This is a genomic window from Cellulomonas sp. SG140 (genome assembly GCF_025770785.1).
GTDB lineage: Bacteria > Actinomycetota > Actinomycetes > Actinomycetales > Cellulomonadaceae > Cellulomonas.
In genome coordinates this window covers 203,242-228,595 of record NZ_JANZLA010000003.1, presented here as the reverse complement: position 1 = coordinate 228,595, position 25,354 = coordinate 203,242, and the positions used below count along the sequence as shown (strand labels likewise).

At 72.6% G+C, this 25,354-nt stretch carries 25 protein-coding genes; 18 read left to right on the top strand and 7 right to left on the bottom strand.

Translation table 11 applies throughout. The features are described from left to right. Positions 1-95: 95 nt before the first annotated feature. The 9 genes from N0B34_RS07490 to N0B34_RS07450 all read left to right on the top strand — a co-directional run bounded on the left by N0B34_RS07490 (position 96) and on the right by N0B34_RS07450 (position 11,821). Entirely contained in the window at positions 96-2,096 is a 2,001-nt protein-coding gene (locus tag N0B34_RS07490; RefSeq protein WP_263730729.1) for a right-handed parallel beta-helix repeat-containing protein, read from the top strand. Continuing rightward, entirely contained in the window at positions 2,083-4,062 is a 1,980-nt protein-coding gene (locus tag N0B34_RS07485) for a heparinase II/III-family protein (RefSeq protein WP_263730728.1), read from the top strand. Before N0B34_RS07490 ends, N0B34_RS07485 begins: the two co-directional genes overlap by 14 nt. 65 nt (positions 4,063-4,127) lie before the next feature. Further along, positions 4,128-5,393 (top strand): ABC transporter substrate-binding protein, encoded by a 1,266-nt coding sequence (locus tag N0B34_RS07480; RefSeq protein ID WP_263730727.1) that lies wholly within the window; start codon positions 4,128-4,130, stop codon positions 5,391-5,393. 83 nt (positions 5,394-5,476) lie between these two features. Beyond that, positions 5,477-6,424 (top strand): carbohydrate ABC transporter permease, encoded by a 948-nt coding sequence (locus tag N0B34_RS07475; protein WP_263730726.1) that lies wholly within the window; start codon positions 5,477-5,479, stop codon positions 6,422-6,424. Continuing rightward, entirely contained in the window at positions 6,424-7,353 is a 930-nt protein-coding gene (locus N0B34_RS07470; protein ID WP_263730725.1) for a carbohydrate ABC transporter permease, read from the top strand. Before N0B34_RS07475 ends, N0B34_RS07470 begins: the two co-directional genes overlap by 1 nt. Before the next feature lie 3 nt (positions 7,354-7,356). Beyond that, a complete protein-coding gene (locus N0B34_RS07465; RefSeq protein ID WP_263730724.1) occupies positions 7,357-9,291 on the top strand; it encodes a hypothetical protein in 1,935 nt (644 codons plus the stop codon). 3 nt (positions 9,292-9,294) lie between these two features. Beyond that, positions 9,295-10,086 carry a ribonuclease activity regulator RraA gene (locus N0B34_RS07460; protein WP_263730723.1) on the top strand — a complete coding sequence of 264 codons (792 nt, stop codon included), beginning with the start codon at positions 9,295-9,297 and terminating at the stop codon, positions 10,084-10,086. Continuing rightward, positions 10,056-10,997 carry an aldo/keto reductase gene (locus N0B34_RS07455; RefSeq protein ID WP_263730722.1) on the top strand — a complete coding sequence of 314 codons (942 nt, stop codon included), beginning with the start codon at positions 10,056-10,058 and terminating at the stop codon, positions 10,995-10,997. The genes N0B34_RS07460 and N0B34_RS07455 overlap by 31 nt, the downstream gene beginning before the upstream one ends. Further along, positions 10,994-11,821: an amidohydrolase family protein gene (locus N0B34_RS07450; protein ID WP_263730721.1), complete on the top strand. Its 828-nt coding sequence runs from the start codon at positions 10,994-10,996 to the stop codon at positions 11,819-11,821. Before N0B34_RS07455 ends, N0B34_RS07450 begins: the two co-directional genes overlap by 4 nt. Here the strand turns inward: N0B34_RS07450 and N0B34_RS07445 are convergent. Further along, complete coding sequence (locus N0B34_RS07445) at positions 11,809-12,483, bottom strand: GntR family transcriptional regulator (protein ID WP_263730720.1); 675 nt, start codon at positions 12,481-12,483, stop codon at positions 11,809-11,811. The genes N0B34_RS07450 and N0B34_RS07445 overlap by 13 nt on opposite strands. 18 nt (positions 12,484-12,501) lie before the next feature. Continuing rightward, on the bottom strand, positions 12,502-13,131 hold the full coding sequence (locus tag N0B34_RS07440) for an SGNH/GDSL hydrolase family protein (protein WP_263730718.1): 630 nt from the start codon (positions 13,129-13,131) through the stop codon (positions 12,502-12,504). Positions 13,132-13,188: 57 nt separating this feature from the next. Here N0B34_RS07440 and N0B34_RS07435 point away from each other — a divergent pair, with 57 nt between their 5' ends. The 7 genes from N0B34_RS07435 to N0B34_RS07405 are packed head-to-tail and all read left to right on the top strand — an operon-like array spanning position 13,189 to position 19,793. Continuing rightward, positions 13,189-14,034, top strand: coding sequence for a fumarylacetoacetate hydrolase family protein (locus N0B34_RS07435; RefSeq protein WP_263730717.1), 846 nt, complete (start codon positions 13,189-13,191; stop codon positions 14,032-14,034). After that, positions 14,034-15,440, top strand: a complete 1,407-nt coding sequence (locus N0B34_RS07430; RefSeq protein WP_263730715.1) for an enolase C-terminal domain-like protein — start codon at positions 14,034-14,036, stop codon at positions 15,438-15,440. Before N0B34_RS07435 ends, N0B34_RS07430 begins: the two co-directional genes overlap by 1 nt. Beyond that, positions 15,437-16,186: an SDR family NAD(P)-dependent oxidoreductase gene (locus N0B34_RS07425; protein WP_263730714.1), complete on the top strand. Its 750-nt coding sequence runs from the start codon at positions 15,437-15,439 to the stop codon at positions 16,184-16,186. The genes N0B34_RS07430 and N0B34_RS07425 overlap by 4 nt, the downstream gene beginning before the upstream one ends. A gap of 6 nt (positions 16,187-16,192) precedes the next feature. Continuing rightward, on the top strand, positions 16,193-17,179 hold the full coding sequence (locus tag N0B34_RS07420; RefSeq protein ID WP_263730713.1) for an aldo/keto reductase: 987 nt from the start codon (positions 16,193-16,195) through the stop codon (positions 17,177-17,179). Beyond that, on the top strand, positions 17,176-18,036 hold the full coding sequence (locus N0B34_RS07415) for an amidohydrolase family protein (RefSeq protein WP_263730712.1): 861 nt from the start codon (positions 17,176-17,178) through the stop codon (positions 18,034-18,036). Before N0B34_RS07420 ends, N0B34_RS07415 begins: the two co-directional genes overlap by 4 nt. Position 18,037: 1 nt before the next feature. Further along, positions 18,038-19,384: an alpha-L-fucosidase gene (locus N0B34_RS07410; RefSeq protein WP_263730710.1), complete on the top strand. Its 1,347-nt coding sequence runs from the start codon at positions 18,038-18,040 to the stop codon at positions 19,382-19,384. A 58-nt stretch (positions 19,385-19,442) separates the two neighbouring features. Continuing rightward, a complete protein-coding gene (locus N0B34_RS07405; protein ID WP_263730709.1) occupies positions 19,443-19,793 on the top strand; it encodes an L-rhamnose mutarotase in 351 nt (116 codons plus the stop codon). Between the two features lie 301 nt (positions 19,794-20,094). Here N0B34_RS07405 and N0B34_RS07400 read toward each other — a convergent pair whose 3' ends face one another. The 3 genes from N0B34_RS07400 to N0B34_RS07390 are packed head-to-tail and all read right to left on the bottom strand — an operon-like array spanning position 20,095 to position 22,032. Further along, entirely contained in the window at positions 20,095-20,721 is a 627-nt protein-coding gene (locus N0B34_RS07400; protein WP_263730708.1) for a peroxiredoxin family protein, read from the bottom strand. Continuing rightward, the gene (locus tag N0B34_RS07395; protein WP_263730706.1) at positions 20,718-21,710 is read right to left on the bottom strand and encodes a cytochrome c biogenesis CcdA family protein; all 993 of its coding nucleotides are present in this window, start codon (positions 21,708-21,710) and stop codon (positions 20,718-20,720) included. Before N0B34_RS07395 ends, N0B34_RS07400 begins: the two co-directional genes overlap by 4 nt. Then, entirely contained in the window at positions 21,703-22,032 is a 330-nt protein-coding gene (locus N0B34_RS07390; RefSeq protein ID WP_263730704.1) for a glutaredoxin family protein, read from the bottom strand. Before N0B34_RS07390 ends, N0B34_RS07395 begins: the two co-directional genes overlap by 8 nt. Positions 22,033-22,226: 194 nt before the next feature. On the opposite strand from N0B34_RS07390, the gene N0B34_RS07385 reads away from it, so the two are divergent. Together N0B34_RS07385 and N0B34_RS07380 are read left to right on the top strand one after the other, a co-directional pair. Continuing rightward, positions 22,227-22,952, top strand: a complete 726-nt coding sequence (locus N0B34_RS07385) for a response regulator transcription factor (RefSeq protein ID WP_263730703.1) — start codon at positions 22,227-22,229, stop codon at positions 22,950-22,952. Next, positions 22,949-24,073 carry a sensor histidine kinase gene (locus tag N0B34_RS07380; protein ID WP_263730702.1) on the top strand — a complete coding sequence of 375 codons (1,125 nt, stop codon included), beginning with the start codon at positions 22,949-22,951 and terminating at the stop codon, positions 24,071-24,073. Before N0B34_RS07385 ends, N0B34_RS07380 begins: the two co-directional genes overlap by 4 nt. Before the next feature lie 15 nt (positions 24,074-24,088). Here the strand turns inward: N0B34_RS07380 and N0B34_RS07375 are convergent, their stop codons facing one another. Together N0B34_RS07375 and N0B34_RS07370 are read right to left on the bottom strand one after the other, a co-directional pair. Continuing rightward, on the bottom strand, positions 24,089-24,379 hold the full coding sequence (locus N0B34_RS07375) for a hypothetical protein (protein ID WP_263730701.1): 291 nt from the start codon (positions 24,377-24,379) through the stop codon (positions 24,089-24,091). Positions 24,380-24,505: 126 nt separating this feature from the next. Next, entirely contained in the window at positions 24,506-25,156 is a 651-nt protein-coding gene (locus N0B34_RS07370; RefSeq protein WP_263730700.1) for a DUF3105 domain-containing protein, read from the bottom strand. Positions 25,157-25,354: the final 198 nt, after the last annotated feature.

Here is a 25,354-nt window from a genome sequence, read left to right as displayed (position 1 = left end):
CTCACGTGGGCGACGAACGGGCGCGCGGGCAGGTCTGGACGTCCAGAGTAGCGCTCTATAGATTATCGATTGTCCATCGACGATGAGGAGCAATGATGCTCGATCGCACCACGTCCCCCCGTCGCAGGCGCACCGCGGTCGCAGTGACGGCCACAGCCCTGCTCACCCTCACGGCCGCTGCACCTGCGGTCGCCGACGCCTCCCTCGGGCAGCAGGCCGGGAGCGGCACCACCTACTGGGTCTCCCCCGACGGGCCCGACCAGGGCGCGGACGGCCTGACGGAGTCCACCGCCTTCCGCACCATCCAGGCCTGTGCCGACCAGGCGCAGCCCGGCGACACCTGCCTGATCGGCTCGGGCACGTACGACGAGACGGTCACCCCGCCGCGCTCGGGCACGGCGGAGGCCTCGATCACCTTCAGCGCGGCTCCCGGCGCCCACGTCGTCGTCAGCGGTGCGCAGCGGCTGACAGGGTTCACCCCGGTCGGTGACAAGCAGCTCGCCACGATCGTCGCGGCCGACCCGTACGCGGCGAACACCCTGTTCAGCGCCGCCGTCGCCGCCCACAAGATCTACAGCGTGCCGGCCGACCTCGGCAGCGCACCGGCCGAGGTCCAGGTGTTCACCGACAGCAGGATGGACATCGAGGCCTCGTACCCGTTCCCCGGCACCGACCTGCTGGACCCCGCCATCGAACGCGCCGGGGCGGGTTCGGCGGGCTCGACCATCGTCGACCCTGCGCTCACGCGGCCGGCCGGCTACTGGGACGGCGCCCGCGTGCTGACGTCGTACTGGTACATCACCACCACCGGCACGGTCGCCAGCTCGGCGCCGGGCTCGGTCACGCTGACCACGGCGCCCGTCTGCGTGCACAAGGTGGTGCCGACGGACACGTGGTACCGCCTCTCGGGCAAGATCGGCGAGCTCGGGTACCCCGGCTCGTACTTCTACGACGCCGCGGCGCACCGGCTGTACCTGTACAGCGACGACAACCCGAACCGCCACCGCATCGAGACGAAGGTCCGGGACCTCGCCTTCGACCTGACGGCCGTGAGCGACGTGCGCGTCCAGGACGTCGGGCTGTTCGCCTCGACCATCCGCACGGGGAGCACCAGCACGGGCGTCACCCTCGACGGGATCGACGGCCGCTACCTGAGCCACTACTGGGACGTGACCCAGGGCACCACCAACTGCGGTCAGAACGTGACGCGTGGGGTGGCCACCTCCGGGATCGTCCTGGAGGGCACCGGCAACACCATCGAGAACAGCGACCTGCAGTTCAGTGCCGGCAACGGGGTCTCCCTCGGGGGGTACGCCAACACCGCCCGAAACAACGTGATCACGGACGTGGACTACGCCGGCACGTACGCCGCCGGGGTCGCCGTGCGCGGTCACAGCCAGACGGTGGAGCACAACACGATCGCCCGCGTGGGCCGCAGCGGCATCAACCTGCAGTGGAACGGCGTCACGGGCACCACCCCGGCGGCGGACCACCTCTCGTACAACGACATCTCCGGGTACGCCACCCTGAGCGTCGACACCGCGGCGATTTACACGTGCTGTTCCTCGCGGATGGCGGGTACGCAGATCGACCACAACGCGCTGCACGACCCGACGCCGCGTCCCGGTGGGGTGTACCCGTTCGGCATCTCCGGCATCTACGCGGACAACGGTCAGAGCGACCTACGCATCACCGACAACGTCGGCTGGGGCAACCACGAGGGCACCGTCGAGCTGAACGGGCTGGGCAGCGGCAGCCACGACAACCTCGTCGCCAACAACACGGGTGGGATGACGCTGTTCTACGTCCGTGGTCCGAACCAGTCGACCGGGACGCAGATCCTCAACAACATCGGACCGATCGCCGGCCTGGACCGGGCCACCGAGGGTGGCCTCGTCCTGTCGAACAACCTGATCAGCGGTGATCCGCTGTTCGTCGACGCCGCCGCGCACGACTACCGGCTGCAGGCGGGCTCGCCGGCCCGGCAGGCCGCCATCCCGATCCCGGGCGTGAACGACGGATCCACCGACCCGTTGCCCAGCCTCGGCGCCTTCCAGTACGGCGCCCCCGCCTGGACCGCCGGTGCCCGCAGCTAGCCACGCCGTGGCGCGGGCCGCCGGCGACGCTCGGGGCTCGTCCGGCGGCCCGCTCGCCGCGGTCGTCGAGGCGGCCGTCTCGTTCGGTGGTCACCCCACCGAGCGGACGGCCGCCCTGGCGGCGCTCCTCCGGCCTGCAGACGACGTCCTCGACGTGGCGCCCGCCGCCGATCGTGCGATCTGGGACCCGCGCAGCGGCCGCCTCGAGCAGCGCTCGATCGACGACCTCGTCCGACGCGCCGACGCGGACCGGGGTGCCCCGTGGCCCCAACCGCTCGCCAGCGCCGCGGCACGTGTGCACCGCGACGGCGACCGCTCCTCCTGGGAGGGACCGGCGCTGGCCAGGCAGCGGCGACTCAGCCGCGCCGCGGTGGCCGCCGCCGTCACGCTGGACGCCCGGTGGCTGGACGAGGTGGCAGACGGGGTTCAGCTGCTGTGCGAGCAGAGCTCCTGGTGCTGGCCCGCGCACGAGCTGTCCACCGCAGGGAACGGCCCCGTCCTGGCGGACGTCGGGACCCCGACCCTCGACCTCGGCGCCGGCGAGGTGGTCGGTCAGCTCGCCTGGCTCGACCACCTGCTCGGTGCGCCGCTCGACGAGCGGTACCCCGGTCTGCGCCGCCGGATCCGTCAGGAGGCCCGCCGCCGCGTCGTGGACCCGTTCCTCGGGCCGCACGTCGAACCCTGGCGCCGAGCCGTTCGCCCGGTGAACAACTGGAACCCGTGGATCCACGGCCACGTCCTCGCGGCGGCGCTGCGCCTGCTCGATCGGCCGGACGAGGTCCGGCTGCGTGCCCGCGTCGTCGACCAGGTCGTCGACGGCCTGGACCGATGGGTGGCGGCGCTTCCCGAGGACGGCGCCGTCGACGAAGGTCACGACTACTGGTGGGCAGGCGCCTCGCGCGCCCTCGAGGCGCTGGACCTGCTCACCCACGCCACCGGCGGCGCCATCGACGCCATCTCTGCGGTTCCCGCCCTGCGCGCCACCGTCCGGTACCCGCATCAGATGCACCTCGGCGGTCCCTGGCGGCTGGCGGTGGCCGACGGCCGCGCCCGTGGCGGGCCCACCCAGCCCTGGCACGAGCTGCACCGGGCCGCACGACACGTCGGCGACGACGCGGCGACCGCGTACGCGGCGGCCCACCGGGACGTCCCGCTGCACGAGGACATGGGGCTGGGACGACTGCTGCGCGGCCTGACCGATCCGGTGTGGCGAGCCACTGCGCCCGCGTCCCCTCCCCTGCCGCGCGACGTCTGGCTGCCGTCCCGGCAGATCATGGTCGCCCGCGAGCACACCGGCTCGGCCCGCGGCCTGACGGTCACGGCCAAGGGCGGTCACAACGGCGAGAGCCACAACCACGACGACCTCGGCTCGTTCACGGTCGCCTCCGACGGCGTCCCCGTCGTCGTCGACGCGGGCCGGCCGACGTACACGGCGCAGACCTTCGGTCCGCGGCGCCGGGAGCTCTGGCCGGTCCAGAGCTCGTGGCACACCGTCCCGGAGATCGACGGCACTCCACAGGCGCCCGGACCCGAGCACCGTGCGGAGGGCGTCGTCTTCGGGACCGACGAGGGCGGCAGCCGACTCACGCTCGACCTGGCCGCCGCCTACCCGGTGGCGGGGTTGGCGCGGTGGCGCCGCACGGTCGGGCTCGACCGCTCTCGCCACTGCGTCCACGTCGACGACGAGTGGGAGCTCACCGACGAAGGCCGTGAGACGACCGTGCGGCTGCTCCTGGCCGGCCGGGTGCGCGTCGGACAGGGCTGGGCGCGCGTCGTCCCGATGACCGAGGCGGCACCGCTGCTCGTCGACTGGCCCGCGGAGCTGCCCTTCCGCACCCTCCCCCGCGAGCTGGACGACCCGACCCTGTCCGACGTCTGGGGAGCACGTCTCCTGCGACTCGACCTCGTCGTGACCGGCCGCCGGTCCGTCTCTGTCCGCATCCGGCAGGACCCTGCTCAGGACTAGTCACCGATTATCGATTAGTGTACGTTGACGACGTCGACGACGACACAGAGACGAGAGGATCAACGATGATCACCAGACGCCCCATGGCCGTCATCGGCGCCATGACGGTCTCCCTGCTCGCCCTCGCGGGCTGCGCGACGTCTTCCAGCTCGGCACAGGCCACGCACGGCAAGGTGCAGGTGAGCCTGCTGGTCAACGTCACGCCCAACCTCACCAAGGACTGGTGGACCAACCTGGTCAAGCCGTTCGAGGCCGCCAACCCCGACATCGAGGTCGTCATCCAGGACCCGGGCAAGGAGGGCGTCGCGGCGGCCGTCCCCCGCCTCCTGGCCGCCGGCGACCCCCCGGACGTGGTGGAGTCGCTGCCGCCGACGACCACGCTGTCGGCCCAGCTGGTCGACCTGTCGAAGTACAAGTGGGCCTCGGAAGGCCCGCTGGCCGACCAGTACAAGATCGACGGCAAGAACCTGATGGCCGGCATCGGGATGCAGCTGCAGAGCCTGTGGTTCTACAACAAGACGGCGTTCAAGCAGGCCGGCATCGACAAGACCCCGACCACCGTCGAGGAGCTCACCGCCGACCTCGGCAAGCTGAAGGCGGCCGGCTGGACGCCGATCCAGAGCGGCGGTGACTGGATGTCGAGCTACGCGCTGCAGACGCTGGCCCTGCCGACCGTCGTCGCGCAGAACGACAGCTGGTACCAGCGCATGAGCAAGGGCGAGCTGACCTTCAGCGGCACCTACGGGCAGGCGGTCAAGCAGTACGCCGACTGGATCGCCGCCGGCTACGTCAACAAGGACGCCCTGGGCATCAAGTACGCGGACGCCGAGCAGGCGTTCCTCGCCGGAAAGTCCGCCCTGTACCCGATGGGCAGCTGGTTCGTCGCCAGCCAGGCCAAGTCCACCGGCGGCGCGGACATCGGCGTCTTCGCCGCACCGGCGTTCGCAGGCACGACCAAGCCCGCGATGGGCGCGAACATCGCCAGCCCGTACGTGATCATGAAGGCCTCGCCGCACCAGGACGCCGCCGCCAAGCTCGTGGAGTTCCTGGTCACCGACCACGACAGCGTGCTGAACGAGCTCAAGGCGGACGGCAACTACCGCAGCGGGTACTCGTACGACATGAACGACCTGGGCAAGCAGCTGCTGCAGATCGTGACCAGCACGTCGGCCGAGCAGTACACGCCGACCGGTGCCGGTTACGGCCAGCGCACGCTGCCGAACGGGTACTCCACCGAGCTGAACACGCAGACGCAGGCCCTCCTGGGCGGGACCTCGGCGTCGGACGTGCTCAAGGCCATGGACGACTGGTTCAAGGCGAACGCCAAGTGAGCTGAGGGCGGGGGTCGCACCAGCGGCCCCCGCTCCCCCTCCCCCTCCCCAGACCCGCCGCACCACCTGCCGGAGCCGCTGCCATGACCACCGCTAGCACCTCACGAGCCCCGCTGGCCGTGAACCGTCCGGAGCAGTCCGGCCGACGACGTCCGGTGCGGTGGGCCGACCGGCTGGCGGGTGTGGCCATGACCGGGCCGGCCGTCGCGGTGTTCATCGCGATGTTCGTGGTCCCGATGATCCTGGCCTTCGTGCTGAGCCTGACCGACTGGAACGGCTACAGCCTGGAGTTCCACTTCATCGGCTTCGAGAACTACCGCTTCGCGTTCCGCAACCCGCGGACGCTCGACGCGGCGACGTACACCGCGATCATCGCGGTCGTCGGCACGGTGCTCTGCAACGGACTCGGGCTCACGGTCGCAGCGTTGATCTCCGGGGCCGGCCGGACGAACACCGTGCTGCGGACGATCTTCTTCTACCCGTACATCATCAGCTCGCTGATCATCGGGTTCCTGTGGTCGGCGCTCCTGGCGCCCCACGGGGCCGTCAACACGAGCCTCGCGGCGATCGGTCTGGGCCCCGTGCCCTTCCTGACGAACCCGACGTTCGCCAAGGCGTCGGTGATCGGCACCATCGCGTGGGCCCACTTCGGCTTCAACATGGTGCTGTACATCGCCGGCATCAAGTCCGTCCCCACCGAGTACTACGAGGCGGCTGCGATGGACGGTGCGAGCCGGTGGCGCCAGTTCCGCAGCATCACGGTGCCGATGATCGCTCCGGTCGTCACCGTGAACCTCGTGCTCACCCTGGTGGGCCTGCTCAAGGCGTACGACGTGGTCCTGGCACTGACGGACGGCGGACCCGCCGGCTCCACGCAGACGATCGTCTACCAGATCCTCAAGGACTCCTTCGCCCAGTCGCGGCTCGGGCTCGGGGCGGCGCAGTCGGTGGTCCTGCTGCTGGTGACCGCCGCGATCGGCCTGGCCGTGACGTTCGCCCGGCGGGGCGCCGACCAGAAGGTGGCGGAGTGATGAGCGCCCGACTCGACGACGAGGTCCGCGAGCTGGCTCCCACGCCGGAACCGGTGCCCGTCGGCCGGCCGAGCGCGCGCTGGGGCCAGACGCTCGGCGTCACGATCGCCGCCACGCTGCGCTGGGCGCTGCTCGGGGCGATCGCCCTGGCGATGCTCGTCCCGCTCTACGTGATGGTGATCAGCGCCTTCAAGCCGCAGGAGGAGATCATCCGCCACCCGTTGGCGATCTCCCCGGGCACCTTCACGTTCAGCCACATGTGGGCCGCCATCACCAGCAGCCAGTTCAACGTGATCGCGGCCTACGGCGTCACCCTGCTGTTCGTCGTGCTGGTCAACGTGTGCTGCCTGCTGCTGTCGGCGCCGGCCGCCTACGTCATCGCCCGGGGCCGCGACCGCAAGCACACGCTGCTGCTCCTGCTGTTCGTGTCCGGGCTGTTCATCCCCGGACAGGTCACCTTGATCCCGGTGGTCTTCGTGCTGCGGGTGCTGCACCTGATCAAAACGATCCCCGGCTTCGTCCTGTTCGAGACCGCGACCACCCTGCCCGTGACGGTCTTCCTGTTCACCGCGTACCTGCGCACCGTGCCCCGGGAGATCGACGAGGCCGCGGCGCTGGACGGGGCGAGCCGGATGCGGGCCTTCTGGTCCTGCGTGTTCCCGGTGATGCGGCCCGTGATCGCCACCATCGTGGTGCTCAACTCGATCGGCGTCTGGAACGACTTCGTCAGCCCGCAGATCATCCTGGGGCCGCGGTCGGGCATCTACACCGTGACCACGGGCGTCTACGCCGCGGTCGGGGAGTTCTCCACCGACTACACGATCGTCTTCCCCACGCTGCTGCTGGCCATCGCGCCCGTGGTCGCCTTCTTCATCATCATGCAGCGCCACATCATCGGCGGCCTGGTCGCCGGGGCGACGAAGGGCTGAGCCGTGGACCAGGTCACCGGCACCCCCCTGAGCAGCCTCCCGGCATGGGCGGTGCTGCAACGACGGCTGTTCACCGAGATCGAGGACGCCTGGCGGCAGTTCTCCGACCGGTTCACCGAACCCGACGGTCGGCTGCGTGGGCAGCTCGACCTGCCGGACCGTGACGGTGTCGACGACCTGTACGAGCCGTTCTTCAACTGGCCGGCGTTCTACCTGCTCGGCGGCAGCGACGACGTGCTCGCCGCCGCGAAGCGGCACTGGACCGGTGTGACGGCCCAGCTGACCGAGGCCGGCATGCTCACCGACGAGTACGAGAACGGGTACGACTGGTTCCACCAGGGCGAGTCGCTGCTGTTCTTCTACGGGCTGTGCGCGGCCGATCCCGACGACGAGGCGTTCGCCACCCGGGCTCGGCGGTTCGCCCGGCTGTACACCGACCCGGAGCGCGGCAACTACGACCCGGTCGCCAACCTGATCAGGGCGCCGCACAACGGGTCGCTCGGAGCCCGTCGAGGGCTGGACGACACCCCGCGGCCCTACGCCGCCCCGGCCGACATGGAGCGCTACGGCCTGCCGCTCGAGCACGTGCCGGGCATCGCCGCGTGGTCCGACCTGGCCGATCCGGCGAACGCCGACGCGATGAGCCGCGCCATGCAGCGCGCCGCAGCCGGCGACGTGGTAGTGAACCTCGCCTCGACCGGACTGGTGGCCAACAGCTGGCTCTACGACCACGACCCCGCCTCCGCCGACTGGGTGACCCGCTACGTCGAGGGATGGCACCAGCGGGCCGCCGCCAACGGTGGGCTGGTGCCGGACAACGTCGCCCCGGACGGGACCGTCGGCGGCCTGCACGACGGCCGCTGGTACGGCGGTCACTACGGCTGGACCTGGCCGCACGGCCTGCCGTCGATCGGCTCGGCCACCGTCGTCGCGGGCCTGGCGGCCGCGCTCGTGTCGGGTGACGACCGGCACCTGGACCTGGCGCGGCGCGTGCTCGACACGGTGCTCGAGCACGCCATCACCGCACCTGTCTCCCGGACGCCGTACAGCCTGCGTGGCCAGTGGAACGCCCGCCTGGGCGCGGAGGTGGACCAGCCGGCGCTGCTGGTCCCGCACCGGTACGGCCGCTCGGGGTGGTTCGACTACGCCCCGATGCCGCTGGAGCTGCCGACCTGGCTGTGGTGGTGGTCGCGCGATGCCGGAGACCGCGCCCGGCTGGACCAGGTCCGCAAGGGCCTGCCGGCCAGCGACGACCCGGTCAAGCCGTTCCGGGACAAGGCCGAGGCCGGGCACGAGGCTCCGTGGCTCGCCTTCCTGGACGGCCAGCTGCCCGACTACCCGGTCCGGGCGCTGTCGATGGCCCTGGGGCAGGTCGCCCGCCGCGTGGCGCTCATCGAGGCGGCGGCCGGCGACCCGGACGCGGCGCACCTGCACTTCTGGCAGCGCGTGAACCCGGTGGTCACGGAGGTGCTGTCCCAGCTGGTCACCGGCACGCCGCAGGTGCTCTACAACGGCGGGCTGCCCTTCGCGGCGGTGGTCTACGAGGATCCCGAGCGCGGACGCCCGGGCCTGCCTTCCGACGTTGCCGCCCTGGTGACGGGCCTGCAGGAGGACGAGATCGCCGTCCAGCTGGTGAACACCTCGACGTCTCGCACCCGGCGGGTCGTGGTCCGACCGTCGCGCTTCGCGCGCCGGCGACTGGTCGGCGTGCGGCTGACCACCGAGCACGGCGCGGAGTACCCCGGTCCCAGCACCGCGTACGGCGCCCGGCCCGGGACCGCCACGGTCGAGCAGGTGCCGACCACGGAGGACGGCATCGAGGTCCTCCTGCCGCCGGCTCACCGCGCCGACCTGGTCCTGCTCACCGCCCCGGCGACCGCGCCGGCGCACCACCGATCCGTACGGGCGCTGCGTCCGTCGAGCCCCACGGAGGAATGACCGATGTCCGACACACCAGCGCCGCTGCCCCACCCCGACGTCGCGCTGCCGGTGCGCGGCCGTGCGTACGTCCGTGCCGATGCGGAGGTGGTGAGCGGGCTGTCCCGCGTCACGGCCGCCACGGCCAGCGCCAAGCTGCACGCCATGGGCATCACCCGCTCGTACGTGGAAGGCCCCCGACCGCTGACGCCGGGCCAACGCGTCGTCGGGTCCGCCCTGACGCTGCAGTTCATGCCGCAGCGCGAGGACGTCGCCTCCGGCCTGGGGCAGGAGTACGTCGAGCGGCGCACCGCCCTGTGGGCCGTCCTCGAGCAGGTGCAGCCGGGTGACGTGCTGGTGATCCAGGCCTACGGCAGCCGGTACTCCGGGTGCATCGGCGACATGCTCGCCCGCTACCTGGTCCGCAAGGGCGGCGTGGGGGTGGTGGTCGACGGCCGCATCCGGGACGCCGACCGGATCCGGGCGCTCGGTCTGCCGGTGTGGTGCACCGGCACCACCCCGCACTACGCCTCCCAGACGGACCTGTTCCCGTGGGCCTACGACGTGCCTGTGGCCGTCGGCGGCACGCTGTGCCTGCCGGGCGACGTGGTCATCGCCGACGGTGACGGCCCTGTCGTCGTCCCGCAGGCCATGGCGGCGAGCCTGCTCGAGGCGGCCCGCGACCAGGAGGAGTGGGAGGTGTTCAGCCGTGAGCGGCTGGACGGCGGTGCACGACTGAGCGACTACTACCCCCTGACCCCCGACACCCGCGAGGAGTACGAGGCATGGCGTTCCGCGCGAGCCTTCGTCCGCTGAACCCTCCGGCGGGCACCTCGCCGCTCTTCGGTCTCGGCTGCGCGCCCATCGGCAACCTCTACACCGAGGTCGCCGACGACGACGCCACGGCCACGGTGGCAGCTGCGCTGGACCGCGGCATCCGCTTCTTCGACACCGCGCCGCACTACGGCGCCGGCGTGAGCGAGATCCGGCTCGGCCGTGCGCTGCGCGGGGTCGACCGCGCGAGCGTGGCGATCGCGACCAAGGTGGGGCGGCGCATCGTGGCCGCCGACGGTCGCACCGTCCCGACGGGCGGGACGGGGACCGGCACCGTCGGCGACCTCAGCGCCGACGGCGTGCTGCGCAGCCTCGAAGGAAGCCTGATGCGGCTCGGCACCGACCGGATCGACCTGCTCTACCTGCACGACCCCGAGGACATCGACGAGGCGCTGCGCACCGCGGTCCCGGCGTTGCAGCGGCTGCGCGACGAGGGTGTGGTCCGGGCGATCGGTGCGGGCATGGTGCGGGCCGGCGACCTGGCCCGCCTGGTCCGCGAGGCCGACCTGGACGTCGCGATGATCGCGGGCCGCCTCACCCCGCTGGACCGCACGGGTGAGGAGGAGCTGCTCCCGGCTGCCCGGGCGCGCGGGACGGGGATCGTCGCTGCCGGGGTGTTCAACTCCGGCATCCTCGCCGACCCGGTCGCCGCCCCGTCCTTCGACTACAAGCCGGCCGGTCCCGCGCTGCGGGCGCGGGCCGAGCGGATGGCCGAGCTCTGCCGCGAGCACGGAGTGGAGCTGGCCCACGCCGCGGCCCGGTATCCCCTGCGGCTCGATCCGGTCGAGGCGGTGGTGGTGGGCGCGCGCACACCGACCGAGGTCGACGGCTTCGTCGCCGCCGAGCGCGCGCCGATCCCCGAGTCGCTGTGGGCGGAGCTCGACGCGGCATGACCGTGCGCCTGGTGGACGCCCACGTCCACCTGTGGGACCTCGACCGGCACGGGCTGAGCTGGTTCCGTGCGGACCTCGGCCTGCCGCGCAGAGCCCTGGGCTCCGACCTGCGTGCGGTGGCAGGGGCGGGGCCGCTCCTCGGTGTCGGGGTGCCGCTGGAGCGGGCGGTGGCCGTGCAGGCCGGCGACGGCGACGACGAGGTGCGTTGGCTGACGGCGCAGCGCGACGGTGTCGTCGGTGCCGTCGTCCTGCAGCACGTCCCGGAGCAGCGGGGGTGTCTCGAGGCAGCCACCGCCGTCCCGGGCGGAACCGTTCGCGGCGTGCGCGTCGCGGTTCCGGGCCGAGCCGAGGACCTCGGTGACGTGCCGGGACTCGACGCTCTGATGGGTCGCGCCGCAGAGCTCGGGGTGGTGGTCGAGTTCCTGGTCAGGTGGGAGCAGCTGGCCGCGGTGGCGCTGCTCGCGGCGAGGCACCCGGCCACGTCCGTCGTCGTGTGCCATCTGGGCCTGGGCTCGGGTGCTCTCGTGGAGGGCTGGGCCCGGGGGCTGGCGCAGCTCGCCGCCCAGGCCAATGCCGCGGCGAAGGTGTCCGGCGTGGTGACCGCCGCGGCAGGCGACTCCGCACGGATGGCGCAGGTGGTGGCCACGGCCGTCGACGCGTTCGGCCTCGAGCGCCTGATGTTCGGGTCGGACTGGCCGATCTCCGCCAGGGTCGCCCCCTACCCGCAGATCGTCGCGCGCACCGCCGCCGCGCTGCCGACCCTCACCGCGACCGAGACAGCGGCGTTCTGGGGCGGTACGGCCGCGCGGCTCTACCGGCTCTGAGCCCGGTCGCCCTCGAGCAGGGTGCCCGCCGCGTGCGAGCGGAACAGTGCCGCTGCGGCCTCGGGGTCGTCGCCGTCCAGGACCTCGACCAGCCGGCGGTGCCAGTCCGCGACCTGGTGCCAGTCCCCGGCGAACCCGGGGTCGGCCAGCACGTGGAGCGACCGGAGGCTGGGCTCCAGGACGTCCCACATGCGCAGCAGGAACACGTTGCCGAAGCCCTCGACCACCGACCGGTGGAAGGCAAAGTCGAGCTCGCGGAACCGGCTCAGGTCCTGGGCATCCGCGGCGGCGTGCATCTGGGTGATCAGGTCGACCAGCGTGGCCCGCAAGGCCGGCGTGACGTGCCCGCAGGTCAGCCGGCCGGCGATCGCTTCGAGCTCGGCCCGGGCGAACTTGGCCTGCGCGACCTCCTCGTCGGAGTACTGCGCGACGAAGCTGCCCTGGTGGCGGACGTGGTGCACCAGCCCGTCGTGCTGCAGCTTCCGCAGGGCGTCCCGTACCGGCGCCTGGCTCACCCCGAGCCGCTTGGCCAGCTGCAGCTCGACGAGCTGCTCGCCCGGAGCGAGCCGGCCGTCCTTGATCATGGCGACGACCAGCTCGTAGATCTGGTCGGACAGCAGCCCCCTGTTGAGCTCGCCGAACGACGTGAGCGTGTCTGCCATGACAGTGAGGTTACTGCATTATCGAGAATCGTCAGCGGTAATCCGACGCGCGTCGTACACCGCCAGCCACGCCGCCCCGATGAGCTCCGCTGCCGCGGGCATCGGGTGAACACCGTCAGGCAGCACGGCGGCCGCGCCGCTGCGCTGCACCGCCTCCGTCATGAGGTCCTGCAGAGGGACGAACGCCGCTCCGGTCTCGGCGGCGAGCCGGCGAACGACCGCACGCTTCTCGACCAGGTCCTCCAGCCAGGCCCGCTGCTCGTCACGCACCGGGACGAAGTGCGGCTCCATGACGATCACCTCGGCCTCGCCGGTCCGGGCGAGCAGTCGCCGGTAGGTGTCCTCGAACTGCCGTGCCGAGGTCGGGTCGCCGGAGTCGAAGCGGCGCCACATGTCGTTGACCCCGACGTGGATCGTCAGGACGTCCGGCCGCAGGGCCTCGACGTCGGCACCCCAGCGAGCCTCGAGGTCGACGGCACGGTTGCCGGCGATGCCACGGTTCAGCACCGACACGCCTTCGCCGCGTACGGCCAGTGCGTCGGCGATGCGGCGGACGTGCCCGTCCCCCAGCGACGCGTCGTCGTCCCGGTCGCGACCGGCATCGGTCAACGAGTCCCCCACGAACACCAGGCGCTGCACGGTGCTCACCTTCCCACCCCGCTCGGCATGGTTCTATGCTATCGATAATCGAGCATCGGAGCGACAATGAAGCTGCTGCGGATCGGACCGGCCGGCCACGAGGACGTCGGAGTCCTCGACCGGGACGGCCTCGTGCGGGACGTGAGCCCGTACGTCGACCCCCACACCCCGCTGACCCCCGACGTGCTGGCCCGGCTGGCCGACCTCGACCTGGGACAGCTGCCCGTGCTGGACACGGCGGGCCGCCGGCTCGGGGCGCCGATCCCCCGCCCGGGGGCGATCGTGTGCGTCGGCCTGAACTACCGGGACCACGCCGAGGAGACCGGTCAGGCGGTTCCCACCGAACCGATCCTGTTCCTCAAGCTGCCGCGCACGGTCGTCGGGCCCCACGACGACGTGCTCGTCCCCCGACGCAGCACCCAGACCGACTACGAGGTCGAGCTCGGCGCCGTGATCGGCACCAGGGCGCACTACCTGCCGGACGCGGACGCAGGTCTGGCGTGCGTCGCCGGGTACGTCGTCTCGCACGACGTCTCCGAGCGGGAGTTCCAGCTCGAGCGCGGCGGCCAGTGGGACAAGGGCAAGAACGGCGAGACCTTCAACCCCATCGGCCCCTGGTTCGTCACCGCCGACGAGGTCGGCGATCCGCACGACCTCGACGTGCGGCTGTGGGTCAACGGCGACCTGCGCCAGCGGTCCAGCACCCGGAACCTGATCTTCGGGGTCGGTGAGCTGGTGCGGTACATCAGCCAGTTCATGGTCCTCGAGCCCGGCGACGTGATCAACACCGGCACCCCGGGCGGGGTCGCGCTCGGCTACCCGGAGCCCAAGCCGTACCTGCGTCCGGGCGACGTCGTCGAGCTCGAGATCAGCGGTCTCGGCCGGCAGCGGCAGACCGTCGGCGCCGCGTGATGAGCCGGTTCACGTCCTTCCGAACGCTGGACATCCGGTTCCCGACGTCCCGGACCCTCGACGGGTCCGACGCGATGAACCCGGACCCGGACTACTCGGCGGCGTACCTGGTGGTCGGCACGGACGCCGAGGACGGCCACGAGGGTCACGGGTTCGCGTTCACCATCGGGCGCGGGAACGACGTCCAGGTGGCCGCCATCGACGCCGTCGCCGACCATCTGCTCGGTCGTGAGGTCGAGCCCCTGCTGGCGGACATGGGCGCGGCGTCGCGGCTGCTGGTCGACGACAGCCAGCTGCGCTGGCTCGGTCCGGAGAAGGGCGTGATCGCGATGGCCGTCGGCGCCGTCGTCAACGCCCTGTGGGACCTGAAGGCCAAGCGCGCCGGCCTGCCGCTGTGGGACCTGCTGGCGTCCCTGTCGCCGGAGCAGATCGTCGACCTCGTGGACTTCCGCTACCTGACCGACGCGATGACGCCCGACCAGGCGCTCGACGTGCTGCGCCGGGCCGAGCCGGGACGGCAGGCCCGTCGTGCCCGGCTCCTGCGGACCGGCTACCCCGCGTACACGACGAGCCCGGGCTGGCTCGGCTACTCCGACGACAAGCTCGTCACCCTGGCCCGGGAGGCCGTCGGCCAGGGGTTCGGCCAGATCAAGCTGAAGGTGGGCGCCGACCTCGGGGACGACGTGCGGCGGTTGCGTCTCGCGCGCGAGACCGTCGGGCCGGACGTTCGGATCGCCGTCGACGCCAACCAGCGATGGGACGTCGGCACCGCCGTCGACTGGGTCCGCGCCCTGGCCCCGTGGGACCCGGCCTGGGTCGAGGAGCCGACGAGCCCGGACGACGTCCTGGGGCACGCCGCGATCCGAGCGGCGGTGACCCCGGTTCCCGTTGCGACCGGTGAGCACGTGCAGAACCGCGTGGTGGTCAAGCAGCTGCTCCAGGCCGGGGCGGTCGACGTCCTGCAGCTCGACGCGACGCGCGTCGCCGGGGTGAACGAGAACGTCGCGATCCTGCTGCTCGCGGCCGTGTTCGACGTGCCGGTGTGCCCGCACGCCGGCGGCGTGGGGCTGTGCGAGCTGGTGCAGCACCTGTCGATGTTCGACCTGGTCGCCGTGTCCGGGCGGTCCGACGGACGGGTCATCGAGTACGTCGACCACCTGCACGAGCACTTCCTCGACCCGGTGCGCATCGAGTCGGGCCACTACGTCGCCCCCCGGGCGCCGGGCTTCTCCGCGCAGATGCGGCCGGACTCCCTGGCGGCGCACACCTATCCGGACGGGCCCGTGTGGGCCGCCGGCGACCCGTCCGTCGTCCGCGCCGGCAAGCCGGTGACGAGGTCGCCGCGCGGGTTCGTCGACCTGACCGCCGGCGCTGCCGGCTCGAACGCGAAGGAGCGTGCACGATGACCGGGCTGCGAGGGTTGCGTGTCCTTGTCACCGGCGGAGCGTCGGGGATCGGGCGCGCCACGGCGGAACGGTTCCTGGCCGAGGGTGCCCGCGTCGCGGTGCTCGACCGCACGCCGGCCGAGGTGACCGGCGCGACGGCCCTGGTCGGTGACCTGGCCGACGACGAGTCGGTACGCCGTGCCGTCACGGACGCGGCCGCCAGGCTGGGCGGGATCGACGTGCTGGTGAACAACGCCGGTATCGGCGCCACCGGTGACGTCGCGGCGAACGACGACGCGGAGTGGCACCGCGTCTTCGACGTGAACGTGCTCGGCATCGTCCGCACCACCCGCGCCGCGCTCCCCCACCTTCGGGAGTCCCGCCACGCGGCCGTGGTGAACACCTGCTCGATCGCCGCCTGGACCGGCCTACCGCGCCGCGCGCTGTACTCGGCATCGAAGGGTGCGGTCCAGGCGCTCACCCTGGCGATGGCGGCCGACCACCTGGCGGACGGCATCCGGGTCAACTGCGTCAACCCGGGGACGGCGGACACCCCCTGGGTGCAGCGGCTGCTCGACGGGGCCGACGACCCCGCGGCCGAACGGGCACAGCTGGAGTCGCGCCAGCCCACGGGACGCCTGGTGTCCGCGCAGGAGGTCGCGCACGCCATCGTCCACCTGGCCGACCCCCGGTCCGCCTCGACGACGGGGACCGTGCTCGCCGTCGACGGCGGCATGCACGGCCTCCGGCTTCCCGCCCGGGCCTGACCGCCCGTGCGCACCACCACCCTCGGCCGCAGCGGTGTCGGCGTCACCGCCCTCGGGCTCGGCACAGCCCCGCTCGGCAACCTGTACGCCACGGTCGGCGACGACGTCGCGGCGGCGACCGTGGTGCGCGCCTGGGACCGCGGCATCCGCTTCTTCGACACCGCCCCGCACTACGGCCTGGGGCTCGCGGAGCGTCGGCTCGGCGCGGCGCTGCGCCTGCTGCCCCGCGGCCCGGTGGTCTCGACGAAGGTCGGGCGGCTCCTCGTGCCGGGTCCCGCGGCCGGCGACGACCTCGGCGCCGGCTTCGCCGTCCGGGCCGACCACCACCGCGTCTGGGACCTCACAGGCGACGGCATCCGCCGCTCGCTGCGCGACAGCCTGGACCGCACAGGCCTCGACCGGGTGGAGATCGCCCTGTTGCACGACCCCGACGACCTCGAGGAGCAGGCCGTCGCCACCGCGCTGCCGGCGCTGCTGGCCATGCGGGACGAGGGCGTGGTCGGTGCGGTGGGCGTCGGCATGAACCAGTCGGCGATGCCGGCACGGTTCGTCCGGCGCTTCGACCTCGACGTGGTGCTGGTCGCGGGACGGTTCACGCTCCTCGACCACGGTGCCCTCACCGACCTGTTCCCCGCCGCCGGCGAGCGGGGTACGTCCGTGGTGGTCGGCGGGGTGTTCGGGTCCGGCCTGCTGGCGCACGACGACCCGCCGGACGGCGCCACGTACGGCTACGCGCCGGCGCCACCGGCTCTGCTCGTGCGCGCACGCCGCATCGCCGCCGTCTGCCGCGAGCACGGCACGACGCTGCCGGCAGCCGCCCTGCACTTCTCCCTCGACCACCCGGTGGTCGCGTCCGCCCTGATCGGCATGCGCAGCCCCGCGGAGGTCGATCGAAACGTGGCGCTGCTCGACCGACGGGTTCCCGCGGACCTCTGGGACGACCTGCGCGAGCGCGGGCTCCTGGACCGACCGGCGGCGGGGTTCCGCTCATGACCGTGATCGACGCCCACGTGCACCTGTGGGACCCGTCGGTGCGCCCGTACCGGTGGATGGCCGACCTGCCGCGCCTCGCCCGGCGGTACGACTCTCGCCAGCTGCACGACGCGGCGCGGGGCGCCGGTGTCGAGCACGCCCTGCTGGTCCAGGCAGCCTCGGGCGAGGCCGAGACCCACGAGCTCCTCGACGTCGCAGCGGCGGTGCCGTGGCTGGTGGTAGGCGTGATCGGCTGGGTCGACCTGACGGCGTCGGACGTGTCCGACCGGATCGCCGCGCTGCGGGCTCGGCTGGGGGGCGAACGACTCGTCGGGCTCCGGCACCAGGTCGAGGACGAGCCCACCGACTGGCTCGACCGGCCCGAGGTCAGACGAGGACTGCGGGCCGTCGCCGCCACCGGGCTGGCGTTCGACCTGCTGGTCCGACCCGACCAGATCCCGTCCGCCGTACGTCTGGTGGACGACGTGGACGAGGGCCGGTACGTCCTGGACCACGGCGCCAAACCGCCGATCGGCGGCACAGGGTGGGATTCGTGGCGCACCGAGATCGGGGCGCTGGCCCAACGGCCGCACGTCAGCGTCAAGCTGTCCGGCTTGCTGACCCAGGTGCCGCACGGCCAGCCGCTCGCACTCGCCGGCCCGGCAGCCGGTGTGCTCCTGGACCTCTTCGGCGCGGAGCGGACGGCCTTCGGCTCCGACTGGCCCGTGAGCACCCTCGCGGCGCCGTACGACCAGGTCATGGCCTTCACGCACGGCGTGATCGCCGATCTGGACCCGGCGGAGCAGCGCGCGGTTCTCGGCGGCGCGGCGACGCGGGTGTACGGGTTGGCCCTGCCGCCCGTCGACGGAGGGAGCTGACATGGGCGACGCCATCGAGCGCCCGGAGCCGTACCGCCGGTTCGAACGGCCCGTTCCTGGCTGGTTCCAGGGCGCCGGTCTGGGGGTCTTCGTGCACTGGGGGGCCTACTCCGTCCCCGCGTGGGCCGAACCGATCGGTGAGCTCGGCACCGTCGAGCCCGGCTACTGGTTCGCCCACAACCCCTACGCGGAGTGGTACTGCAACACGATCCGCATCGACGGCTCCCCCGCCCAACGGCACCACCGCCAGACCTACGCCGGGGCGCCGTACGACGAGTTCCTGGACCGCTGGACGGCCGAGGCGTTCGACCCGGACGGGCTCGTGGACCTGTTCAGGCGCGCGGGCGCCCGGTACGTCGTCCCGACCACCAAGCACCACGACGGCATCGCGCTGTGGGACGCGCCCGGCACCGGTGACCGGAACACGGTGGCGCGTGGGCCGCGACGCGACCTGGTCGCGGACTTCGCGCGGGCCACCCGGTCGGCCGGTCTGCGCTTCGGCACGTACTACTCGACCGGCCTGGACTGGTGGGCGGCACCCTCCCCGCCCGTCGTCGACGACGCGGACACCTTCGCAGCCGTCCGACCGATCTCGGAGGCGTACGCGCGGTACGTCCACGACCACCTGGTCGATCTCGTCGACCGGTACGCACCGGACCTGCTGTGGGCGGACATCGAGTACCCCGACGCCGGCAAGTCCGGGGGTCCGTTCGGCCTGGTGGACGTGCTCGACCGGTTCTACGCGGCGGCACCCGAGGGTGTCGTCAACGACCGGTGGGGCCGCACCCACTGGGACTTCCGCACCAGCGAGTACCAGCACGGCAACGCGGCCGAGGGCACCGGGATGTGGGAGCACTGCCGCGGCATCGGTCTGTCCTTCGGGTACAACCAGCTCGAGGACGAGCGGCACTACCTCGACGCGGACGCCGCGATCAGAGAGCTCGTCGACGTGGTGTCGCGTGGCGGCAACCTGCTGCTGAACGTCGGGCCCGATGCGTCCGGACGGCTCCCCGAGCTCCAGCGCGCCTGCCTCGAGGGGATGGCGGCGTGGATGACGAGCGGCGGCGCCGCAGCCGTCCACGACGTCCGGCCGGTGGACCCGATGATCGGCCGCCCGTCCGACGAGCCGTGGGTCCGCTGGACGCGGTCGGCCGATCGCGTGCTCGCCGCTGTGGACGCCGTGGGCGAGGTGCGTCTGGCGTGCTCACCCGAGCGGCTGGACCTCGCTTCGGCAGCACTGCTGGACGGCACCCCCGTCGCGGCCCGTCCCGAGCCGGACGGTGCGACGCTCCTCGCCCCCGAGCGGACCGGACCCGGCCCCACCGTCGTCGCGATGCGCGTGCGGTGAGCCGTCGAGCCGTCCCCGCGCACCTCGAGCGCCGCCAGACCCAGAGAGGAACCCGTGGATGACGATCGTCACGCTGCACACCAGGCTGCACCCGGACGCGCTGGCGGCCTACGACGCGCTGCACGCCGTGGTGCCCGCCGACCTCCTGGCCGCCCTGAGCGACGCCGGCGTCCGTGACTGGCGGATCTGGCGCGACGGCCAGGACGTGTTCCACCTGCTCGACATCGAGGACTACGCGGCGATGCGCGCCGCCCTGCGGGACCACCCCGCGAACGTCGCCTGGCAGGACCAGGTGACGCCCCTGCAGGAAGTGCCCGACGACTACTCCGGACGGGACACCGGTCTGCAGCTCGTCTGGTCCTTCGTCGACCAGATGGGCCAGCTGGGCCACGCCCGCGAGGAGCTGTGACCCACCGCGGCTGGACCGAGCTCGTCAACGCGGCTCGGTGACCCACGCGTGCGTTGCGGCGGCTTCTCGGTCCCGGCAGATCCGCATGCGTACTCATGCAGCGGACGCCGGTGCCCTGCCGACGCGTCGCGGTTCTGAAGTGACAGCGTGCGCCGCCTCTTCTTGCGCGAGACCGGGACAGCAACGCGTGCAGCAAGGCGGAGGGCGGCGGGCGCCACGTCGGCCGGGAGGTGTCGTCGCGGGCCGGTGTGCAGAGCCGTTCTCTGCCTGATCGGCGAGCGCGCGCGTGCGCCTTGAGCTGCTACAGCCGCGAGCTGACTTCCTTGAGGAGCTGGTCGGGCGCGAGCCACATGGAGGGGTACTCGGCGGCCCAGACCTGCTGGCCGGCCGGGTTGACCAGGACGAACCCGTGGCCGGGCAGGCCGGTGTGCATGCCCTTGCCCAGCACGTCGTACTCCTTCGAGACGGTGCCGTTGTCGAGGTAGAACGCCGACCTCACCTCGAGGCGCTGCCGGTCGGCGTTGATCTGGTCGGCGGTGTTCATGACGATCGGCACGACGGTGATGCCCTGGGCGGCGAAGGCGGGGTCCTGCTCGATCTTCTGCATCTGCACCAGGCACGCGTCGCAGCCGGCGCCCTCGGAGAAGTAGAGCAGCACGGGCTTTCCGCGCAGTGCGGACAGAGTGACCGAGGAGCCGTCGGAGCCGGGCAGGGTGAAGTCCGGCGCGGTGCGGACGGCGACCTGCTGGGTGGGTCGGGCCGAGAGCAGCCCCGCGGTGATCGCCCCGGCCACGACGAGCACGCCGAGGATGCTCGCGGCGAGGCGGACCAGGCGGCGTCGGCGGGAGGCGTCCCCGTGCGCCTTGCGCGCGGCGGCCACCACCTGCTCGCGGTGCTGGTCACGCTTGACGGCGGATCCGGAGGTCATCGGCTGGTTCCGTTCTGGTGCGGAGTGGTCGTGGCGGGTTCATGGCACGCCGGGAGTGCGTCCTGCGGTGCGGCGTCGGTGCCGTGGCGTTCGCCGGCACGCGGCTCTGCGGCGGGCGGCACCGGCCGCCGTCGCCGGTCGGCGAGCGTGCACCACACGAAGCCCGCGGCGACGGCGAGCAGCCCGAGCCCGAGCAGCACTTCGGGCAGCGGCGCCACCCAGTGCTCGACGGTGAGAAAGGCGCTGGTCAGGCCGCGTGCGGCGGCGTCCTGCACCGCGGTCCCGCCGGTCATGTCCCGGCTGTCGGCCAAGGCGATGACGAACCCACCCATCACGGCGAAGGCGGCTGCGACGCCGATGTTCAGGGTCGTGGTGACGACGCGACGGCCGGCCACGACGAGGCTGATGCTGCGTGGACGCAGCCAGCGCCGCTCCCCCAGCTTGGCGCGGTCCCAGACCAGCGCCATCACGAACAGCGGGAACACCATGCCGAACACGTAGGCCAGGCCGAGAGCCAGTCCGCCCGCAACCGACCCGGACAGCACCGAGAGGGTCATCACGCCGGCGAGCACCGGGGCGCAGCAGGAGGAGGCGATGCCGGAGAACACCCCCAGGGCGAAGAAGGAGGCGCTGTCCCCTCGGGAGGTGTCCGGCGCCCTCAGCGCGGACGGCAGCGACCACATCCGGCCCGACAGGGCCAGCCACGCCAGCACGAGGAACAGCACCCCGCCCGCGTAGTAGAGCGGCTGGTGGTAGCGGGCGATGGCGCCGGACAGCAGGCTGGCGCCGAGGGTGAGCGGGACCATCACCAGGGAGAGCCCGGCGGTGAAGACGAACGTCAGCGGCAGCAGTCGCCACCGGGCGCTCTTGACGGCACCGGCCAGGTAGGACGGGGCGAGGAACACGATGCAGCACGGTGCGAACAGCGCCACGCCGCCGGCGAAGAACGCCGCGAGCACGCTGCCCGTGGCGAGCAGCTGACTACCCATGCGAGCTCACCTGCCCGACGGCGGTGGCCCACAGATCGCCGTCCGTGGTCACCGCAGCGCGTGCGCGGACCAGCGCCTCGACCTTGCGCTGAGGGAGCCGCCCGGAGCTGAAGAGCTCCCCGTCGACGAGGACCAGCGGACTCATCGGCGGACGGTGACGGGCGACCAGGGCGCGACCCTCGTCGGACTCCAGCTCGACGACGCGCAACGTCAGCTTCGCCGGCTCGGCCACCGCACGCAGGCGGTGCAGGGCGTCGTCGCACAGGTGGCACGCGGGCGCGGTGACCACCACGACCGCCACAGGGGTGGGCTCGGTCCCCACGCGCAGCTCCCTCGCACAGGTCACCGACGACGTGAGCGCCGGTCAACGGGTGACCGGTCGGATCGCCGGACGGGTCCGAGCCTGGCCGGGGCGGCCTCAGCCCTCGTCGCGAACCGATCAAGGTTCGATGAAGGTCCCCGCCGCGGTGCTGCGAGACGTACGGCCCCGGCGGCGGGTCCGATCACAATGACCGGGTGAGCACCGCAACGGCCGCCCGTCGCGCGCTCGTCGTCGACGACGAGCGTCCCCTCGCCGAGCTCGTCGCGGGGTACCTGCGCCGGGAGGGGTACGAGGTGCGGCTCGCGTTCGAGGGTCCCGACGCGGTGGAGGCCGCGCGGGAGCTGGACCCGGACGTGGTCGTGCTGGACCTGGGCCTGCCGCAGCTGGACGGCGTGGAGGTGTGTCGCCAGCTGCGCACCTTCTCCGACTGCTACGTGGTGATGCTGACGGCCCGCACGGATGAGCTCGACACGGTGATCGGCCTGTCGGTCGGCGCGGACGACTACGTGACCAAACCGTTCCGCCCCCGCGAGCTCGTCGCCCGGATCGCCGCGATGCAACGCCGGCCCCGCCGGTCGTTCGGGACCTCGGGGCGCCCGCAGGGCGGGTCGGTGCCGCCGGTCGTCATCGGCTCGCTGCACCTCGACCTCGCCGGCCGCGAGGTGGAGGTGGACGGCGAGCCCGTGCCGCTGACCCGTACGGAGTTCGACGTGCTGGCCGCCCTGGCCCGGCGCCCGGCTGCGGTGCTGAGCCGCCGGCAGCTGATCGAGGCGGTCTGGGGCGACGGTTGGGTGGGAGACGAGCACCTGGTCGACGTGCACGTGCTGCACCTGCGCCAGAAGCTCGGCGACACCGTCGACGCGCAGCGGTTCGTACGGACGGTACGTGGTGTCGGCTACCGCATGGGCACCGGCGCATGAGCGCGAGCGTCCCGCCGGTCCGTGGCGGCCGCACCGGGCTCGCCGCCCGGCTCCTGCTGGCGTTCACCCTGGTGATGGGCGCGGCAGGCGTCACGGCCTGGCTCGTGGCCGGGTTCGCCGGACCGGTGCTCTTCCATCGGCACCTGGTGGGCACCGGGGTCGCCGACCCCGCCGCGGTGGTGCACGCGGAGGAGGCCTACCGCTCGGCATCGGCCCTGTCCGTGGGGCTGGGCCTGGCGGTGGGGCTCGCCATGTCGCTCGCGGTCGCTGTGGTGCTCGCTCGCCGGGTCGGTCGGTCGCTGCACGCGGTCGCGACCGCCGCAGCGCTCCTGGCCGCCGGGCGGTTCGACGCCCGGGTCCCGACCCCGCGGCTGGGCGCGGAGTTCGATGCCCTGGCGACCTCGTTCAACGCGATGGCGAGGCGACTGGCCGACAGCGAGCAGCTGCGTCGGCGACTGCTGGCCGACGTCGCGCACGAGCTGCGCACGCCCGTCGCGACGCTGGGCGCATATCTGGACGGTCTCGAGGACGGCGTCGTCGAGCTCGAGCCTCCGACGATCGCGGTGCTGCGCGACCAGGGCGCCCGGTTGACCCGCCTGGCCGACGACCTGGCAGCCGTGACCCGCGCGGAGGCGCCCGGCGTCCAGGTCGCACGCGTGCGCACGGACCCGAACGACCTGCTGCTCGGCGCCGCTGCTGCCGTCGCCGACCGAGCGTCCGCGGCCGGGGTGCTGGTTCGGGTCGAGCGCGGTGAGGGTCTGCCTGGTGTGCTGGTCGACCACGACCGGTTCGGCCAGGTGCTGGGGAACCTGCTGGACAACGCGTTGCGGCACACGCCAGCAGGCGGTGCGATCACCCTCGCGGCGGCGCGCACACCGGAGGGTGCCGTCCGCTTGACGGTCTCCGACACCGGCTCCGGGATCCCGGCCGAGCACCTGCCCCACGTGTTCGAGCGGTTCTACCGGGTGGACACCGCCCGGTCGCGCACGGACGGCGGATCGGGCATCGGGCTCGCGATCGTCCGGGCGTTGGTCGAGGCACACGCAGGGCGCGTCGCCGCGTTCAGCGACGGCCCGGGACGCGGTGCACGCGTCGAGATCGACCTGCCGCCGGAGTCCTGAGCGGTCGGACGTGGCTCACGCCGCGCGGCGCGGGCCGTCGTCGAGGACGCGCTTCAGCTCGAGGTACTGCTCGACGCCGAGCTCACCGGTCGCCAGGCGCTCCTCGAGCAGCGTGCGCGCGTCGGGTCGAACCTGCGCGGGGAACAACCGGCAGACGGTCCAGACGGCCAGGCCCACCAGCGCCGCCCAGGCAAGAACCATCAGGACCCAGCTGGGACCGGACGACGCGCTGCACCACGCCGGCATCTCGGCCTCCCGGAGCTCGCCGTTCGAAGGGATGCCGATCGGCGTCCGTCCCACCAGCATCGGGGGCCCGCGTCAACGGCGACCGCACGCACGATCAAGACTCGGTGAAGGTGACGGTGACCGCGGTTGCCGGCTCGCCGCCGCCCCGGGCCCTGGATGCTCTGGATGCTGGAGCGGGCCCGGCCGTCACGGAGCGTCCGGCGTCCCCGTCCCGCCGGCGCACTCAGCGCCCTGCTCCGGGGTCTGCGGGCCGTTGGCGTACTTCGTGACGAAGGCCGCCAGTCGGGGGTCGTCCGTCGAGCTCAGCTGCAGCTGCAGGCCCCACGCCGAGGCGACCACCGCCGCCGGCAGGCCCGCGCGGGGCGTGACCAGGACGTAGGAGCTCTTCGCGGCCAGCGACTTCAGGGTGGCCAGCTGGGCCGCGGGCAGGTTCGGGTCGTGGGTGATCCAGACCGCACCGTGCTCGAGCGAGTGCACGGCGTTCTCGTCGGCCACCGGCGCGGAGTAGTAGCCGCAGTTCTGGACGATCTCGGAGTGGTCGCCGCCGACCGGCGGGTTCTGCGCGTACTTCACGGTGCCGGTGACGTGGTTGCGGGACAGGCCGGTGAACGTCTTGACGCCGTCGATCGGGGCCTTGGCGGCCGCCTGGACGCTCGCGTCGTGGCTGGCCTGACGCACGAGCACGGTGACCGTCGTCCCGACCAGCGCGAGCACCACGACTCCGACGATCGTCCAGACCAGCAGGCGCCGGCGCCGTTCCGTGCGCCGCTGGGCCTGCTTGACCTCCGCAAGACGTGCCTGACGCTCGGTCAGCTCCGGGGTGCGCTTCTTGCTCATGGATGAACGCCTCTCAGAAGGCCGATGGATACGGAGCTCGGACGCGCTATTGGACACCATGGGGCTGAGGGCGAGCGGCCACCCGGAAGCCGCTGCGGCGCTCCTTCATCGAATCTCAACCATCGCGATGTCCGAGCCTTCGCATCGTTGCCGGAGCCTGGTTCGCATCAGGTCGGCGGAACGTGCCGGCCGGGCTGT

Coding starts and splice junctions, on each gene's coding strand:
- N0B34_RS07400 (WP_263730708.1), bottom strand. CDS start 20,721: ATGACCTCCGGATCCGCCGTCAAGCGTGACCAGCACCGCGAGCAGGTG.
- N0B34_RS07450 (WP_263730721.1), top strand. CDS start 10,994: ATGACCGTGCGCCTGGTGGACGCCCACGTCCACCTGTGGGACCTCGAC.
- N0B34_RS07445 (WP_263730720.1), bottom strand. CDS start 12,483: ATGGCAGACACGCTCACGTCGTTCGGCGAGCTCAACAGGGGGCTGCTG.
- N0B34_RS07375 (WP_263730701.1), bottom strand. CDS start 24,379: ATGCTGGTGGGACGGACGCCGATCGGCATCCCTTCGAACGGCGAGCTC.
- N0B34_RS07460 (WP_263730723.1), top strand. CDS start 9,295: ATGTCCGACACACCAGCGCCGCTGCCCCACCCCGACGTCGCGCTGCCG.
- N0B34_RS07380 (WP_263730702.1), top strand. CDS start 22,949: ATGAGCGCGAGCGTCCCGCCGGTCCGTGGCGGCCGCACCGGGCTCGCC.
- N0B34_RS07425 (WP_263730714.1), top strand. CDS start 15,437: ATGACCGGGCTGCGAGGGTTGCGTGTCCTTGTCACCGGCGGAGCGTCG.
- N0B34_RS07455 (WP_263730722.1), top strand. CDS start 10,056: ATGGCGTTCCGCGCGAGCCTTCGTCCGCTGAACCCTCCGGCGGGCACC.
- N0B34_RS07370 (WP_263730700.1), bottom strand. CDS start 25,156: ATGAGCAAGAAGCGCACCCCGGAGCTGACCGAGCGTCAGGCACGTCTT.
- N0B34_RS07490 (WP_263730729.1), top strand. CDS start 96: ATGCTCGATCGCACCACGTCCCCCCGTCGCAGGCGCACCGCGGTCGCA.
- N0B34_RS07435 (WP_263730717.1), top strand. CDS start 13,189: ATGAAGCTGCTGCGGATCGGACCGGCCGGCCACGAGGACGTCGGAGTC.
- N0B34_RS07475 (WP_263730726.1), top strand. CDS start 5,477: ATGACCACCGCTAGCACCTCACGAGCCCCGCTGGCCGTGAACCGTCCG.
- N0B34_RS07410 (WP_263730710.1), top strand. CDS start 18,038: ATGGGCGACGCCATCGAGCGCCCGGAGCCGTACCGCCGGTTCGAACGG.
- N0B34_RS07415 (WP_263730712.1), top strand. CDS start 17,176: ATGACCGTGATCGACGCCCACGTGCACCTGTGGGACCCGTCGGTGCGC.
- N0B34_RS07395 (WP_263730706.1), bottom strand. CDS start 21,710: ATGGGTAGTCAGCTGCTCGCCACGGGCAGCGTGCTCGCGGCGTTCTTC.
- N0B34_RS07470 (WP_263730725.1), top strand. CDS start 6,424: ATGAGCGCCCGACTCGACGACGAGGTCCGCGAGCTGGCTCCCACGCCG.
- N0B34_RS07480 (WP_263730727.1), top strand. CDS start 4,128: ATGATCACCAGACGCCCCATGGCCGTCATCGGCGCCATGACGGTCTCC.
- N0B34_RS07405 (WP_263730709.1), top strand. CDS start 19,443: ATGACGATCGTCACGCTGCACACCAGGCTGCACCCGGACGCGCTGGCG.
- N0B34_RS07430 (WP_263730715.1), top strand. CDS start 14,034: ATGAGCCGGTTCACGTCCTTCCGAACGCTGGACATCCGGTTCCCGACG.